We start from the raw sequence: 13,859 nt of genomic DNA, 5'->3' as shown, positions 1-13,859 counted from the left end.
CGCATTCTCTTTTGGTGACAGCGATATGACTGATCAGCGCAAAGGCAGCGATGCCGAACCCACCACTCACTTCGGCTTCAAGAACGTTCCGGAAAGCCAGAAAGCGGAAAAAGTCGCTGAGGTGTTCCACTCCGTTGCGGCCAAGTACGACCTGATGAACGACGTACTCTCGGGCGGCATGCACCGCCTGTGGAAGCGCTTCACCATCGAGTTGTCGGGTGTACGCACCGGCAACCGCGTGCTCGACATCGCCGGCGGCACGGGCGATCTGGCGGCCAAGTTCTCCAAGCTGGTTGGCCCGACCGGCCAGGTCGTGCTGGCGGACATCAACGGTTCGATGCTCAAGGTCGGCCGTGATCGCCTGCTGGATAAAGGTGTGGCCGGCAATATCGAGTTCGTCCAGGCCGATGCGGAAAAGCTGCCGTTCCCGGACAACCATTTCGACTGCGTGACCATCGCCTTCGGCCTGCGCAACGTGACCCATAAAGAGGACGCCATCCGCTCGATGCTGCGCGTACTCAAGCCGGGCGGCCGCCTGTTGGTGCTGGAGTTCTCCAAGCCGACCAACGCGCTGATGTCCAAGGTCTACGACACTTACTCGTTCGCCTTCATGCCGCTGATGGGCAAGCTGATCACCAATGACGCCGAGAGCTACCGCTACCTGGCCGAATCGATCCGCATGCACCCCGACCAGGAAACCCTGAAGTCGATGATGGTAGAAGCCGGTTTCGACCGCGTGACCTACCACAACATGACCTCAGGCATCGTCGCCCTGCACCGCGGCATCAAGCCCTGATGCTGTTCGCAGGCCTCCTCGCCAGCGTCGAACACGGCATCAACCGTGTCCTGCGCCTGGACAGCACCGCCCTGGCGCGGCTTGCGCACTTGAACGGCAAGGTCATTGCCGTCGATTGCACCAGCCCCGCCCTGCAGCTGTTTATCCTGCCCAGCGATGAAGGCCTGCTGCTCGCCGGCGATTGGGCCGCCGAGGCCGACTGCACCCTGCGCGCACCCGCCTCGAGCCTGTTGCACCTGGCGCTGAGCCGCAACAAGACCGCGATCCTGCACAGCCCCGACGTGGAGCTGGAAGGCGACAGCGCCGTGCTGATGGACCTGGCCGCCGTGCTGCAAGACCTGGAACTGGATTGGGAATACGAGCTGTCACGCTGGATTGGTCCGGTGGCCACCCAACTGATCAGCGGGCACCTGCGCAGCCGCTCGCGCTGGTACCAGCAAGGGTTCGCCAGCCTCAACCAGAACCTCGCCGAATACCTGAGCGAAGAATCGCGCACCCTGGTCGGAGAACGGGAAGCGCAAGCGCGCTTTCGCGAACTCGACAAGGCCAAAATCGACCTGGAACGCCTTGAGGCACGCTTCGAGCGCCTGAGCCGTTCCCTTGATCCAAGCGATAACGCATGAAGCTGCTCGCCGTCCGCCGTTTGTTTCGTATCCAGCGCGTCGTAATCCGCTACCGCCTCGATGACCTGCTGTTCGCCCTGCCGTTGCCGTGGTTTTTGCTGGCCGTGCGCTATGTGTTGCCGTGGCGCTGGTTCCCGCGCAAACCGCTGGAACTGAGCCGTGGCGCGCGCCTGCGCCTGGCGTTGCAGGACCTGGGGCCGATCTTTATCAAGTTCGGGCAGATCCTCTCGACACGCCGCGATTTGCTGCCCGAAGACATTGCCGACGAGCTGATGCTGTTGCAGGACCGCGTGCCGCCGTTTGATTCCCAGCAGTCGATGAAGCTGATCGAAGAACAACTGGGCAAGAAGATCAGCGAGGTGTTCAGCCGTTTCGACGTCGAGCCACTGGCCTCGGCCTCGGTGGCGCAGGTGCATGCCGCACAATTGAAGACCGGCGAAGAAGTGGTGGTAAAGGTCATCCGCCCCGGCCTCAAGCCGATCATCGGCCAGGACCTGGCGTGGCTGTTTATCCTCGCCCGCGCCGCCGAACGTTTCTCCGCCGATGCGCGCCTGCTGCATCCGGTGGACGTGGTTGCCGACTACGAAAAGACCATCTACGACGAACTCGACCTACTGCGCGAAGCGGCCAACGCCAGCCAGCTCAAACGCAACTTCGAAGGTTCAGCGCTGCTGTACGTGCCGCAGGTGTATTGGGACTGGTGCCGTCCCAAAGTGCTGGTGATGGAGCGCATCTACGGCGTGCAGGTCACCGACCTCGCCACTCTTGCCGACCAGCGCACCGACATGAAGATGCTTGCCGAGCGCGGCGTGGAAATCTTCTTCACCCAGGTGTTTCGCGACAGCTTCTTCCACGCCGACATGCACCCGGGCAACATTTTCGTCAGCACCGTCAACCCGTGGAGCCCGCAATACATTGCGATCGACTGCGGCATCGTCGGCAGCCTGACCCCGGAAGACCAGGATTACCTGGCACGCAACCTGTTCGCCTTTTTCAAGCGCGATTACCGCCGCGTGGCGCAGTTGCACATCGATTCGGGCTGGGTGCCAGCCGAAACCAAGCTCAACGAATTCGAAGCCGCGATCCGCACGGTGTGCGAGCCGATCTTTGAAAAACCGTTAAAAGATATTTCCTTCGGCCAGGTGCTGATGCGTCTGTTCCAGACCGCGCGGCGCTTCAATATGGAAGTGCAGCCGCAGCTGGTACTGCTGCAAAAAACCTTGCTCAACATCGAAGGCCTGGGCCGCCAGTTGTACCCGGACCTGGACTTGTGGAACACCGCGCAGCCGTTCCTGGAACGCTGGATGCGCGAGCGCGTCAGCCCGAAAACCCTGCTGGGCAACCTGCACAGCCAGTTCGAACAACTGCCGCACCTGGCCAACATGACCCGCGACCTGCTGGAGCGCATGTCCCAGCCCCACGCCAAAGACCCTGTACCGCCGTGGCACAGGCGCAAGGACGACTGGTTCCTGCGCCTGTTGGGCGCCGCCCATTTGGTCGGCGGCGTGATGCTGGCGATTGGCGGGCCGCTGAACCAACTGGGCCATTGGCCGGCTGGCATCATGGTCGCCGTGGGTGTTTATCTGATCGTGCGCCGATAGCCGATCCGGTTATACACTGTCGCAAATTGCCGGAGCCGAACATGAAAGACTGGCTGGACGAGATCAAGTGGGACAGTGACGGCCTGGTGCCGGCCATTGCCCAGGACTACAAGACCGGGCGCGTATTAATGATGGCCTGGATGAACCGCGAGGCCTTGAGCCTCACCGCCACTGAGCAGCGCGCCATTTACTGGTCACGTTCGCGTGGCAAACTGTGGCGCAAGGGCGAAGAGTCCGGGCACGTGCAGACCCTGCACGAGATGCGCATCGACTGTGACGCCGACGTGGTGATCCTGAAGGTCGAGCAGATCGGCGATATCGCCTGCCATACCGGCCGTCACAGCTGCTTCTATCGCGTGTTCGAAAACGGCGAGTGGAAGGTTGTGGAACCGGTGCTCAAAGATCCGCACGCCATTTATTCCGCAGGACACTGAACATGAGCGATACCCTGAACCGTGTGGCCCAGGTGCTGGAAGACCGCAAAGGCGCGGACGCCGACAGCTCCTACGTCGCAAGCCTTTACCACAAGGGCTTGAACAAGATTCTGGAAAAACTTGGCGAAGAGTCGATCGAGACGATTATTGCCGCCAAAGATGCGCAAATCAGCGGTGATTACAGCGATGTAATCTACGAGACCGCAGACTTGTGGTTCCATAGCCTGGTCATGCTCGCCCAACTGGGGCAGCACCCACAGGCCGTGTTGGATGAACTGGACCGTCGCTTCGGCTTGTCCGGGCATGCAGAAAAGGCCTCGCGCCCGTCCGCCTGAATAACTTTTACAGAGGAATTGCAGCATGGGCATTTTTGACTGGAAACACTGGATCGTCATTCTGGTGGTCGTGGTACTGGTGTTCGGCACCAAGAAACTCAAGAACCTGGGCACTGACGTGGGCGAGTCGATCAAGGGCTTTCGTAAAGCCATGAACGACGATGAAAAACCGGCCGACCCGATGGCCAATCCGGTACCACCGGCGCAGCCTGTACACCCACAGGCCACCCAGCCGATCACCGAGCGTCGTACCTTCGACGTGCAGGCTGAAAAAGTCCAAGAGCCGACCCGCAAAGACTCGTGAGCACTGACTAATGTTTGGTATCAGCTTCTCTGAACTGCTGCTCGTCGGCCTCGTGGCCTTGCTGGTACTGGGGCCGGAACGCCTGCCCGGTGCCGCACGCACGGCCGGCCTGTGGATCGGGCGCCTGAAACGCAGTTTCAACGCCATCAAACAGGAAGTTGAACGGGAAATCGGCGCCGACGAGATCCGCCGCCAGCTGCACAACGAACATATCCTGTCGTTGGAGCAGGAGGCGCGCAAGATTCTGTCGCCGGTTCAGGAGCCCGCCAAACCGGTGGAACCTGTGCCCGAAAACAGCATTGCTCCGGCCGCCGAAGCATCGCCAACCGCGCCCGCCCCGACTGAGCCAGCGCCGACGCCCGTAGCGTCGCCCGCTCCCCATGACCCTACATTGCCGCCGCGAGCCCCATGAGCGCTGATAAACCGGAAAACGACCAGCATATGCCGCTGGTCTCGCACCTCACCGAGCTGCGGACCCGCCTGCTGCGTTGCGTAGCGGCCATTTTCATCATCTTTGCCGGGCTGTTCGCCTTTACCCAGCAGATCTACACCTTCGTCTCCACGCCCTTGCGCCAGTACCTGCCGGCCGGCGCGACGATGATCGCCACCGACGTGTCGTCACCGTTCCTGACGCCGTTGAAGCTGACCATGATGGTCTCGCTGTTCCTGGCGATCCCGGTGATCCTGCACCAGATCTGGGGCTTTATTGCGCCGGGCCTGTACAAGCATGAAAAGCGCATTGCGGTGCCGTTGCTGGTGTCGAGCATCCTGCTGTTCTACACCGGCATGGCCTTCGCGTATTTCCTGGTGTTTCCGCTGATCTTCAAATTCTTCGCCGCCGCCACCCCGGCCGGCGTCGAAATGATGACCGACATCACCAGCTACCTCGATTTCGTGATGACGCTGTTCTTCGCCTTTGGCGTGGCCTTCGAAATCCCGGTGGCCGTGGTGCTGCTGGTGTGGATCGGCGTGGTCGACGTCAAATACCTGAAGAAAGTGCGCCCCTACGTGATCATCGGCTGCTTCGTGGTCGGCATGATCCTCACGCCGCCGGACATTTTCTCGCAGACCCTGCTGGCCGTGCCGATGTGGATGCTGTTCGAGATCGGCATCCTGTTTGGCAGCCTGATCAGCAAGCGTGGCGACCACCCGGATGACCAACCCGTCGACGACGACCAGCCGCCAGCGACGCACCCGTGAACCTGCTGTTGCTTGAGGGGGCCGACTTTATCGCGGCCGACCGGGTGATCCTGCGTGATCGGCGCCTGGTGCATATGCAGGAAGTCCACCGCGCGGTGGTGGGCGACAACCTGCGGGTCGGGCGAATCGGCGGGTTGATGGGCAACGCGCAATTACTGCGCCTGGAAGCCGGTGAAGCCGAGCTGCACGTGAGCTTCGACCAGCCGCCACCGACCAAACTGCCGCTGACCCTGCTGCTGGCCCTGCCGCGTCCAAAGATGCTGCGCCGGGTGCTGCAAACCGTGGCGGCGATGGGCGTGCCGAAGGTGGTGCTGGTCAACAGTTACCGGGTCGAAAAAAGCTTCTGGCAAACCCCGTTCCTGGAACCGGAGGCCGTTCGCGAGCAACTGATCCTCGGCCTGGAGCAGGCACGGGACACGGTGCTGCCCGAGATCAGCATCGAAAAGCGCTTCAAGCCGTTCGTCGAAGACCGCCTGCCAGCCATGACCGCAGGGACTCTGGGCCTTATCGGCCATCCCGGCGATTACCCGGCCTGCCCACGTGGACTGGACGAACCGGTGACCCTGGCCATCGGCCCGGAAGGCGGCTGGATCCCCTACGAAGTGGAGCTGTTGGCCAAGGCCGGCTTGCAACCGGTGCAACTGGGTGCGCGCATCCTGCGCGTAGAAACCGCCGTGACCGCCCTGCTCGCCCGGTTGTTCTGAACACCGACCTGCCCCGAAAAAAGTGGGAGCTGGCTTGCCTGCGATTGCATCACCTGGGTATGCCTGATGTACCGAGGTGCCTGCATCGCAGGCAAGCCAGTTCCCACATTGGTTCTGAGAACCTACAGAAACTTCCTACGCTGCCGATAGCCTCTGAATAAGTCCAAGCCTTGTTCCAAAGGAGATCGCAGCATGTATCGTTGGTTAGCCGAAAAACTGGGGAATGTGAGCGTCAATCGCAAGCTGAGCATAGGCTTTGGCTTGGTGTTGATCCTGACGCTGTTGATCACCTTCACCGGCTGGACCGGCTTGGGCGACGTGATCAGTCGCGGCGACAAACTGGGCTTTATCTCCAGCCTCAACGGCCTGACCAAAGACCTGCGCCTGGCGCGCCTGGACTTTGAAATGCGCCGGGGCGAACAAGGCACCGATGCCGTCAACGGTCTGCTGAAGCAACTGGACGATGGCCTCAAAACCGCCCAAACGCTGATTGAACAACCCGGCGACAAAGCCCTGGTAGAGCAACAGCTGGAAGCCTTGGGCCAATACAAAAAAGCCTTTGGCACAATGGTCCTGGCTGGCCTCAAGCGTGAGGGTGCACGCAGCAAACTCGGCGACACCGCCGACAACGCCGTGGCCAAGATCAATGAAATCGAAGCGACCCTGCTGCAAGGCGACAGCGTCACGCAGTTCAACAGCGTGGTCGAGCTGAGCAAGTTGATCCAACAGTCGCGCTTCCAGGTGCGCGGTTATACCTACAGCGGCAAGACCGAGGCCGAGCAACCAGCCCTGGATGCCATCGACAATGCCCTGAAGAAAATCACTGACCTGCAAGGCAAGCTGCCTGAGCAATACCAGGCCAACCTGCAAGAGGCCGGCGTGTCACTGCAAGCCTACCGCGCCGCGGTCAGCCAGTACCGTGACTCCCAAGTGGCCAGCGCCGCCGCGCTGAAAATCATGACCGCCCAAGGCGATATCCTGCTGGGGCACAGCGAAAAACTCACCACCTCCCAGACCGCCGTGCGCGATGCCGATGCCGCGCAGGCTAAACAGCTGTTGCTGCTGGCCACCGTGCTGGCGCTGATCTTCGGCATTCTCGCCGCCTGGGCTATCACCCGCCAGATCGTGATCCCGCTTAACCAGACCCTCACAGTCGCCGAGCGTGTGGCCTCGGGCGATCTGAGCCATAACCTCAACTCCGCCCGCCAGGACGAGCTGGGCCAACTGCAACGCGCCATGCAGAGCATGACCCTGGGCCTGCGCGAGTTGATCGGCGGTATCAGCGACGGTGTCACCCAGATTGCCAGCGCTGCCGAACAACTGTCGGCCGTGACCGAACAGACCAGCGCCGGGGTTAACAGCCAAAAGGTTGAGACCGACCAAGTGGCCACCGCCATGAACGAAATGGCCGCCACCGTGCAGGAAGTGGCGCGCAACGCCGAAGAAGCCTCCGAAGCTGCCGTTGCAGCGGACCAACAGGCCCGTGAAGGCGACAAGGTAGTCGGTGAGGCCATCGCGCAGATTGAGCGCCTGGCTACCGAGGTCGGTAACTCCACGGTGGCCATGGGCGACCTCAAGCGCGAAAGCGACAAGATCGGCAGCGTGCTCGATGTGATCAAGTCTGTCGCCCAGCAAACCAACCTGCTGGCGCTGAACGCGGCGATTGAAGCGGCGCGTGCCGGTGAAGCCGGTCGCGGCTTCGCGGTGGTGGCCGACGAGGTGCGCAGCCTGGCCCAGCGCACGCAAAAGTCCACCGAGGAGATCGAAGAGCTGATCGTCGGCCTGCAAAACGGCACTCAGCAGGTGGCGACCATCATGGACAACAGCCGGGGTCTCACCGACAGCAGCGTCGAGCTGACCCGACGTGCCGGCAACGCGCTGAGCAATATCACGCGCACGGTCTCAACCATTCAGGCGATGAACTCGCAGATCGCCACTGCCGCCGAGCAACAAAGCGCTGTGGCCGAAGAGATCAACCGCAGCGTGTTGAATGTGCGCGACGTGTCTGAGCAGACCTCCTCAGCCAGTGAGGAAACTGCCGCGTCGAGTGCCGAACTGGCACGCTTGGGGATCTATTTGCAGTCTCTGGTCGGGCGCTTCCGCATCTGACCCGCCCCCACACGGCGGCCAGAGCAAGGCCGCCGCAACTTGTGAAATTTCCTACGCGGTTATCAGCCCGCCACAACCTCGAATCGATTTAGCGTTTCAGCTGTTGCGAAATGCTTCCTCAGATTTGGAGGTTCACCATGTTTCCTCGGCTGACCCGCTTGCTGGTCAACGCCAGCGTCCGTCTCAAACTCGCACTGGGTTTCGGCCAAGTGTTGATGTTAAGCATCCTGATTGCCGCGACCGGCTGGCAGGCCTTGAACGACGTGCTTTATCGCTCACACAGCCTGGCAATCCTGGGGCAATTGGCCCTGGACGCCGAGTCCATGCGCGCCGACAGGATCGTGTACCGGACCCTGACGGACGCCAGCAGCCTGGCCAAAATGAACACGCAGACCGAAAAGATCGACCAGCATCTGGCCGACCTTTCAAGCCGCCTCAAACACCCGGCCGACTTGCAGCGACTGCAGGAAGCAACACGCTTGGTGGCGAGCTTCAAGACAGCGCTGGCGGCCTTGCCCGCTTTGATCGAGCAACGCGAAAGCATCCGCCCGACCCTCAAGAAAACCGCGTTGCAAGCCAGCGATACTCTCGCCCAGTTCGCCAGCGACTTACCGAACCAGGAAGACGAAAAGGCTCTGGATGCTATCGAAAACCTGCGCCAGGCCATGGAGCAGGCCGAAGATCGCGCCCAAAGCCCCGCCTGGGCGGCCGAGTCGCTGCAAGCCTACACCGACGCACTCACCCAGGCGCTCGAAGCCCTGAATGTGGCACAAGCAGCGGTGACCGCGCTGCCCGTGGACGCGGCCCTGCTCAAAGCCGACCTGAGCAGCTACCGCGAACAGTTGACCAAGCTCAAGGACGCCCAGCTCAACACCGAAACCCTGCAAAACCGCTTTGAACAGCAACTCAATGATTTACGCGAGCAAAGCCATCAACTGAGTGACGGCCAGAACAGCAAGCGTGACAGCGAAGCCGAGCAGACCCACACACGACTGCTGAGCGTCACCGTGGCGGCCTTGCTACTCGGTGTACTGGCCGCCTGGTGGATCGCGCGGCAAATAGTCGTGCCTTTACGCGCGATCCTCACCGCCGCCCACCGCATTGCTGACGGCGACCTGAGTCGAGACATTCAAGAGGACCGCCGCGATGAACTGGGCCAGTTGCAGCAGAGCATCGGGCAAATGACCCGCAACCTGCGCAACCTGATCAGCGGTATCGGCGACAGCGCCCGGCAGATCGCCAGTGCCGCAACGCAGCTATCAGCCGTCACCGAGCAGACCCGCGCCGGGGTCAATGACCAGAAGGAGGAAACCGATCAAGTGGCCACGGCGATGAATGAAATGCTCGCCACCGCCCAGGAGGTCGCCCGGCATGCCGAGCAGGCTTCCGTCGCGGCCAATGAAGCCGACCAGGAGGCCAGCGCCGGCGAAAAAGTGGTGACCCAGGCCGTCGAGCAAATCGGGCACCTGGCCCATGAGATGGCGCGTTCGAGCCAGGCGATGATTGCGCTGCAACATGAAAGCCAGAAAATCGGCAGCGTGCTCGACGTGATCAAATCAGTGTCCCAGCAAACCAACCTGCTGGCCCTGAACGCTGCCATCGAAGCGGCGCGTGCGGGCAGTGCCGGCCAGGGTTTTGCGGTAGTGGCCGACGAAGTGCGCAGCCTGGCCCAGCGCACCCAGGAATCCGCCGAAGAAATTGAAGGTTTGATTCTCGGCCTGAATACCGGCACCCAGCAGGTCGCGGACATCATGGACAACAGCCGCAGCCTGACCGACAACAGCGTCGGCCTGACCCGCGATGCCGGCGATGCCTTGGCAGCGATTACGCGCACTGTGTCGATCATCCAGGAAATGAACCCGCAGATTGCCGCCGCCGCCGAGCAGCAAAGCGCGGTAGCGGAAGAGATCAATCGCAGTGTGCTGAAGGTGCGCGATGTCACCGAACAAACCGCTGCGGCCAGTGAGGAAACGGCCGCTGCGAGTGTTCAGTTGACCCGATTGAGCCTGGATTTGCAGACGCTGGTGGGCAAATTCAGGCTTTGATATTCACGGCCCTTGTGGCGAGCGAGCTCGCTCGCCACAGGAAGCTCGGCCTTCAATTACAGAACCTGGCGCAGGAACGCTTGGGCGCGCGGGTCTTTGGGCGCATCGAAGAACTCGGCCGGGGCCGCATCTTCGAGCAATTTGCCGTGGTCGAAGAACAGCACGCGGTCTGCCACTTCACGGGCAAAGCCCATCTCGTGGGTGACGCAGACCATGGTCATGCCTTCCAGGGCCAGGGTCTTCATCACGTCCAACACTTCGCCGACCATTTCCGGGTCCAGCGCCGAGGTGGGCTCATCAAACAGCATTACCTTGGGTTCCATGGCCAACGCACGGGCAATGGCTACCCGTTGTTGCTGGCCGCCGGACAAGCGTGATGGAAACTCGTTGGCCTTCTGTGCGATACCGACCTTTTCCAACAGTGCCAAAGCCTTGGCTTCACGCTCTTGCTTGCCGCGTTTGCGCACGACTTTTTGCGCCAGGCACAGGTTTTCCAGCACGGTCATGTGCGGGAACAAATTGAAGTGCTGGAACACCATGCCGACTTCACGGCGGTAGGCATTCACGTCGGTTTTCGGGTCGGCCAGTTGCAGGCCATCGATGCTCACCGAGCCCGAGTCGAACTCTTCCAGGCCGTTAAGGCAGCGCAGGAACGTGGACTTGCCCGAACCTGAAGGACCGATCACCACCAGCACTTCGCCCTTGGCGACTTGGGTGGTCACGTGGTCTACCGCGCGCACCACCTGGCCACGGGTGTCGAAGACTTTTACCAGATCGCGGACTTCAATCACTTTGCGCGAGCCTCCGCTCAAGCCGGCTGGCCATTTTCGACAGCGGCAGGTTGATCAGCAGGTACAGGCCTGCCACACAGAACAGGATTTCAAAGGGCGAGAACGAGGTGGTGATCACTTCACGACCACTTTTAAGCAGCTCGGTAATCGCGATCACCGAAACCAGCGAAGTGTCTTTCACCAGGCTGATAAATTGCCCAGCCAATGGCGGCAGCACGCGTTTGAACGCTTGCGGCAACACCACATGACGCATCGACTGGCTGGCGCTCAACCCCAGGGAACGGGCGGCCTCGTTCTGACCACGGGTGATGGACTGCACGCCGGCGCGGACGATTTCCGCCACATAGGCGCCGGTGAACAGCGACAACGCGGCAATACCGGCGAATTCGCGGGACAGGTTGAGCACCGTGCCGATGAAGAAGTAGAAAATAAAGATTTGCACCAACAGCGGCGTACCGCGCACCAGTTCGACGTAGATCGTCGACAGATCGCGCAAGGTCGGGTTGCTCGACAAACGGCATAAGCCGGTTGCCAGGCCAATCGCCAGGCCGAGGATTCCGGAGACCACCGACAACCACAAGGTCGTCCACAAGCCCCACATCAGCGGGCCCAGCGCCCAATGCCGGGTTACGCCAATAACATCGCCTTCGGCCACGTCATCGCCACGTGACACTTGCAGGCTGTTGTCGGCCACGGTCAGCTTTTGCTCGGCGCCTGCGTCGTTGCGCAAGGTGACTTCGGCCACATCGCCTTTGCGCACCAGCTCAATGACAGTGGAGATGTCGGCGGCGCGCTGGGAGTTTTCGGCCTGATAGGCGAAGTACTGCGGCACGCGGTTCCAGCGCCACTCGTAGGACATCAACGAGGTGGCGTAGTACAACGCGCCGGCCAGGCCAACCAGCACGACCACGGTCAGCAGGTGCCAGGGCCATTGGGCTTTTTTCTGTTTCATTTCACTTTCCGAAGATGTATCGCCTGGCATGTCGTCATCGCGGGCAAGCCCGCTCCCACAAGGGAACGCATTTCAACTGTGGGAGCTGGCTTGCCTGCGATGAAGTCGACTCGGTGTCAGCCCTTATTCCATGTCCTTGAGCCACTCGGAGCTCTTGAACCACTTGTCATGGATGCGATCGTAGGTGCCGTCGTTGCGGATCTGGTGCAGGAAGTTGTTGATGTAATTGATGCTGTCGAAATCGCCCTTTTTCAGGCCGAACGCCAGGGGCTCGAAGGTGAAGGGTTCTTCCAGGAACACCAGCTTGCCATTACCGACTTTCTTCTCGGCGACCACGTTGTAAGGTGCGTCATACACAAAGGCATCGGCCTTGCCGTTGACCACGTCCAGCACGCCTTCCTGCTCGTTGTCATAGCCGTGGTACTTGGCTTTGGAGATCAGTTTCCTGGCAACCATCTCGCCGGTAGTGCCGAGCTTGGAGGTCAGGCGGTATTTCTCGTCGTTCAAATCTTTGTAGGACTTGATCGTGCCTTCCAGGTCCTTGCGAATCAGCAGGGTCTGGCCGACCACGATGAAGGGTTCGCTGAAGTTCAGGCGCAGGTTGCGTTCCTGAGTCAGGGTCATACCGCTGCCGATCATGTCGAACTTGCCGGTCAGGAAGGCTGGGATAATGCCGTCATAGCCGGTGGACACCAACTCCAGCTTGACGCCCATGGACTTGGCCATGGCCTTGAGAATGTCGACTTCAAAGCCGATGATTTCACCGCGCTTGTCGGTCATCTCGAACGGCATGTAGGTCGGGTCCATGCCGACTTTCAGCGTGCCGCGCTTGACCGCATCGTCGATGGCGCCCGCATGCGCCGCAGTGGCCGCGACCAGCGCGGTGACGCCGAGCATCAGCATCGAAAGATACTTTTTCATCATCAAGTCCCCTGAAAGATTCTTATAAGGCCGGCGCGCAAAAGGGCTGCACCCATTCGGGGTGCGATCCTAACCCACTCGTTGCCCGTCACAAAGGTTTCACGGGTAAATGTTATCGGCGCATGTCGCAAAAGCCCCACAATGGTGCATCACTGCGCAGGGGCTAGACACATCAGTGCAACAGGCCCGCAATTCATTGATGTGTAAGCAGTTATGACGCTTAGTCGATCTCCGCCATCCAGTCCGTGTCCTTGAACCACTTGTCGTGCAGCCGATCGTAGGTGCCATCCTGGGCAATTTGATTGAGGAAGTGGTTGATCCAGTTGAGGCTGTCGTAGTCGCCTTTTTTCAGGCCAAACGCCAGAGGCTCAAAGGTAAACGGTTGCTCAAGGGCAAAGAGCCGGCGGTTTTCCGGCCTGGCCAGCGCAATCAGGTTGTAGGGTGCGTCATGGACGAAGGCGTCGGCCTTGCCCTCGACCACTTGGCGCACGCCTTCTTCCGGCGTGGTAAAAGTGCTCAGGCGCGCCGCGCCCAAAAACCGCTGCGCAGCCGCTTCGCCGGTCGTGCCTTCAGTCGCGGCGATGCGGTAACCCGCCTCGTCGAGATCTTCGATGCTGGCAATCTTGCCGGCCAGGCTGGGGTTCAGCAGCACGGTCTGGCCGACCACAATAAAGGAGTCGCTGAAGTTCAGCTTGAGGTTGCGCTCCTGCGTCACCGTCATGCCGCTGCCGATCAGGTCGAACTTCTTCGCCATCAGCCCCGGTAACAACTCGGTATATGGCACCGCGACCAGTTCAAGCTCGACGCCCAACGCACGGCTCATCGCCTGCAGCAAATCGATTTCGAAACCGACGATGCGGCCCTGCTTGTCCTTCATTTCAAAGGGCACATAGGTGGGCGTGGTGCCGACTTTAAGCACACCGCGTCGAACCGCTTCATCGAGGGCACCAGCGCTCAACCAGCCTGCGTAAATCAATGCGATGACGCCGCTCAGCACCGCCAAACAATACCTTTTGATCATTAATCCCCCTGCGACCTAGTCAA

At 60.8% G+C, this 13,859-nt stretch carries 15 protein-coding genes; 11 read left to right on the top strand and 4 right to left on the bottom strand.

What is annotated here, in order from left to right:
• Positions 1-25 precede the first annotated feature (25 nt).
• From ubiE to HBO23_RS18215, 11 genes are all read left to right on the top strand, one after another.
• Complete coding sequence (gene ubiE / locus HBO23_RS18265) at positions 26-796, top strand: bifunctional demethylmenaquinone methyltransferase/2-methoxy-6-polyprenyl-1,4-benzoquinol methylase UbiE (protein ID WP_003171186.1); 771 nt, start codon at positions 26-28, stop codon at positions 794-796.
• Positions 796-1,419, top strand: coding sequence for an SCP2 sterol-binding domain-containing protein (locus tag HBO23_RS18260; RefSeq protein WP_017138587.1), 624 nt, complete (start codon positions 796-798; stop codon positions 1,417-1,419). The genes ubiE and HBO23_RS18260 overlap by 1 nt, the downstream gene beginning before the upstream one ends.
• Complete coding sequence (ubiB, locus tag HBO23_RS18255; RefSeq protein WP_169986599.1) at positions 1,416-3,020, top strand: ubiquinone biosynthesis regulatory protein kinase UbiB; 1,605 nt, start codon at positions 1,416-1,418, stop codon at positions 3,018-3,020. The genes HBO23_RS18260 and ubiB overlap by 4 nt, the downstream gene beginning before the upstream one ends.
• Positions 3,021-3,061: 41 nt before the next feature.
• A complete protein-coding gene (gene hisI, locus HBO23_RS18250; protein ID WP_012721796.1) occupies positions 3,062-3,454 on the top strand; it encodes a phosphoribosyl-AMP cyclohydrolase in 393 nt (130 codons plus the stop codon).
• A gap of 2 nt (positions 3,455-3,456) precedes the next feature.
• The gene (locus tag HBO23_RS18245) at positions 3,457-3,789 is read left to right on the top strand and encodes a phosphoribosyl-ATP diphosphatase (protein WP_017138590.1); all 333 of its coding nucleotides are present in this window, start codon (positions 3,457-3,459) and stop codon (positions 3,787-3,789) included.
• A gap of 25 nt (positions 3,790-3,814) precedes the next feature.
• Entirely contained in the window at positions 3,815-4,093 is a 279-nt protein-coding gene (locus HBO23_RS18240; RefSeq protein ID WP_056860633.1) for a twin-arginine translocase TatA/TatE family subunit, read from the top strand.
• Between the two features lie 10 nt (positions 4,094-4,103).
• A complete protein-coding gene (gene tatB / locus HBO23_RS18235; RefSeq protein ID WP_017138592.1) occupies positions 4,104-4,505 on the top strand; it encodes a Sec-independent protein translocase protein TatB in 402 nt (133 codons plus the stop codon).
• Entirely contained in the window at positions 4,502-5,293 is a 792-nt protein-coding gene (tatC, locus tag HBO23_RS18230; protein ID WP_017138593.1) for a twin-arginine translocase subunit TatC, read from the top strand. The genes tatB and tatC overlap by 4 nt, the downstream gene beginning before the upstream one ends.
• Positions 5,290-5,997 (top strand): 16S rRNA (uracil(1498)-N(3))-methyltransferase, encoded by a 708-nt coding sequence (locus HBO23_RS18225; RefSeq protein WP_058422360.1) that lies wholly within the window; start codon positions 5,290-5,292, stop codon positions 5,995-5,997. Before tatC ends, HBO23_RS18225 begins: the two co-directional genes overlap by 4 nt.
• A gap of 192 nt (positions 5,998-6,189) precedes the next feature.
• Positions 6,190-8,106 carry a methyl-accepting chemotaxis protein gene (locus HBO23_RS18220; protein ID WP_017138595.1) on the top strand — a complete coding sequence of 639 codons (1,917 nt, stop codon included), beginning with the start codon at positions 6,190-6,192 and terminating at the stop codon, positions 8,104-8,106.
• 137 nt (positions 8,107-8,243) lie between these two features.
• Positions 8,244-10,151 carry a methyl-accepting chemotaxis protein gene (locus HBO23_RS18215; protein WP_017138596.1) on the top strand — a complete coding sequence of 636 codons (1,908 nt, stop codon included), beginning with the start codon at positions 8,244-8,246 and terminating at the stop codon, positions 10,149-10,151.
• A gap of 56 nt (positions 10,152-10,207) precedes the next feature.
• On the opposite strand, the gene HBO23_RS18210 is transcribed toward HBO23_RS18215, so the two are convergent.
• The 4 genes from HBO23_RS18210 to HBO23_RS18195 all read right to left on the bottom strand — a co-directional run bounded on the left by HBO23_RS18210 (position 10,208) and on the right by HBO23_RS18195 (position 13,836).
• Positions 10,208-10,942 carry an amino acid ABC transporter ATP-binding protein gene (locus HBO23_RS18210; RefSeq protein ID WP_017138597.1) on the bottom strand — a complete coding sequence of 245 codons (735 nt, stop codon included), beginning with the start codon at positions 10,940-10,942 and terminating at the stop codon, positions 10,208-10,210.
• Positions 10,935-11,894, bottom strand: coding sequence for an amino acid ABC transporter permease (locus HBO23_RS18205; protein WP_170039049.1), 960 nt, complete (start codon positions 11,892-11,894; stop codon positions 10,935-10,937). Before HBO23_RS18205 ends, HBO23_RS18210 begins: the two co-directional genes overlap by 8 nt.
• Before the next feature lie 123 nt (positions 11,895-12,017).
• Positions 12,018-12,815: a transporter substrate-binding domain-containing protein gene (locus HBO23_RS18200; protein WP_099549483.1), complete on the bottom strand. Its 798-nt coding sequence runs from the start codon at positions 12,813-12,815 to the stop codon at positions 12,018-12,020.
• 220 nt (positions 12,816-13,035) lie between these two features.
• On the bottom strand, positions 13,036-13,836 hold the full coding sequence (locus tag HBO23_RS18195) for a transporter substrate-binding domain-containing protein (RefSeq protein ID WP_017138600.1): 801 nt from the start codon (positions 13,834-13,836) through the stop codon (positions 13,036-13,038).
• Positions 13,837-13,859 lie beyond the last annotated feature (23 nt).

The sequence above is a fragment of the Pseudomonas sp. WS 5532 genome, assembly GCF_012985445.1.
Taxonomy (GTDB): Bacteria; Pseudomonadota; Gammaproteobacteria; order Pseudomonadales; family Pseudomonadaceae; genus Aquipseudomonas; species Aquipseudomonas edaphica.
Note: the sequence above shows the minus strand (reverse complement) of the source record. Positions and strands in the feature narration are given on the sequence as shown.

Excerpts from the sequence above, each read along its gene's own strand:
- HBO23_RS18260 (WP_017138587.1), top strand. The coding sequence starts at position 796 with ATGCTGTTCGCAGGCCTCCTCGCCAGCGTCGAACACGGCATCAACCGT.
- hisI (WP_012721796.1), top strand. The coding sequence starts at position 3,062 with ATGAAAGACTGGCTGGACGAGATCAAGTGGGACAGTGACGGCCTGGTG.
- HBO23_RS18215 (WP_017138596.1), top strand. The coding sequence starts at position 8,244 with ATGTTTCCTCGGCTGACCCGCTTGCTGGTCAACGCCAGCGTCCGTCTC.
- ubiB (WP_169986599.1), top strand. The coding sequence starts at position 1,416 with ATGAAGCTGCTCGCCGTCCGCCGTTTGTTTCGTATCCAGCGCGTCGTA.
- HBO23_RS18240 (WP_056860633.1), top strand. The coding sequence starts at position 3,815 with ATGGGCATTTTTGACTGGAAACACTGGATCGTCATTCTGGTGGTCGTG.
- HBO23_RS18245 (WP_017138590.1), top strand. The coding sequence starts at position 3,457 with ATGAGCGATACCCTGAACCGTGTGGCCCAGGTGCTGGAAGACCGCAAA.
- HBO23_RS18205 (WP_170039049.1), bottom strand. The coding sequence starts at position 11,894 with ATGAAACAGAAAAAAGCCCAATGGCCCTGGCACCTGCTGACCGTGGTC.
- HBO23_RS18220 (WP_017138595.1), top strand. The coding sequence starts at position 6,190 with ATGTATCGTTGGTTAGCCGAAAAACTGGGGAATGTGAGCGTCAATCGC.
- tatC (WP_017138593.1), top strand. The coding sequence starts at position 4,502 with ATGAGCGCTGATAAACCGGAAAACGACCAGCATATGCCGCTGGTCTCG.
- tatB (WP_017138592.1), top strand. The coding sequence starts at position 4,104 with ATGTTTGGTATCAGCTTCTCTGAACTGCTGCTCGTCGGCCTCGTGGCC.
- HBO23_RS18200 (WP_099549483.1), bottom strand. The coding sequence starts at position 12,815 with ATGAAAAAGTATCTTTCGATGCTGATGCTCGGCGTCACCGCGCTGGTC.
- ubiE (WP_003171186.1), top strand. The coding sequence starts at position 26 with ATGACTGATCAGCGCAAAGGCAGCGATGCCGAACCCACCACTCACTTC.
- HBO23_RS18195 (WP_017138600.1), bottom strand. The coding sequence starts at position 13,836 with ATGATCAAAAGGTATTGTTTGGCGGTGCTGAGCGGCGTCATCGCATTG.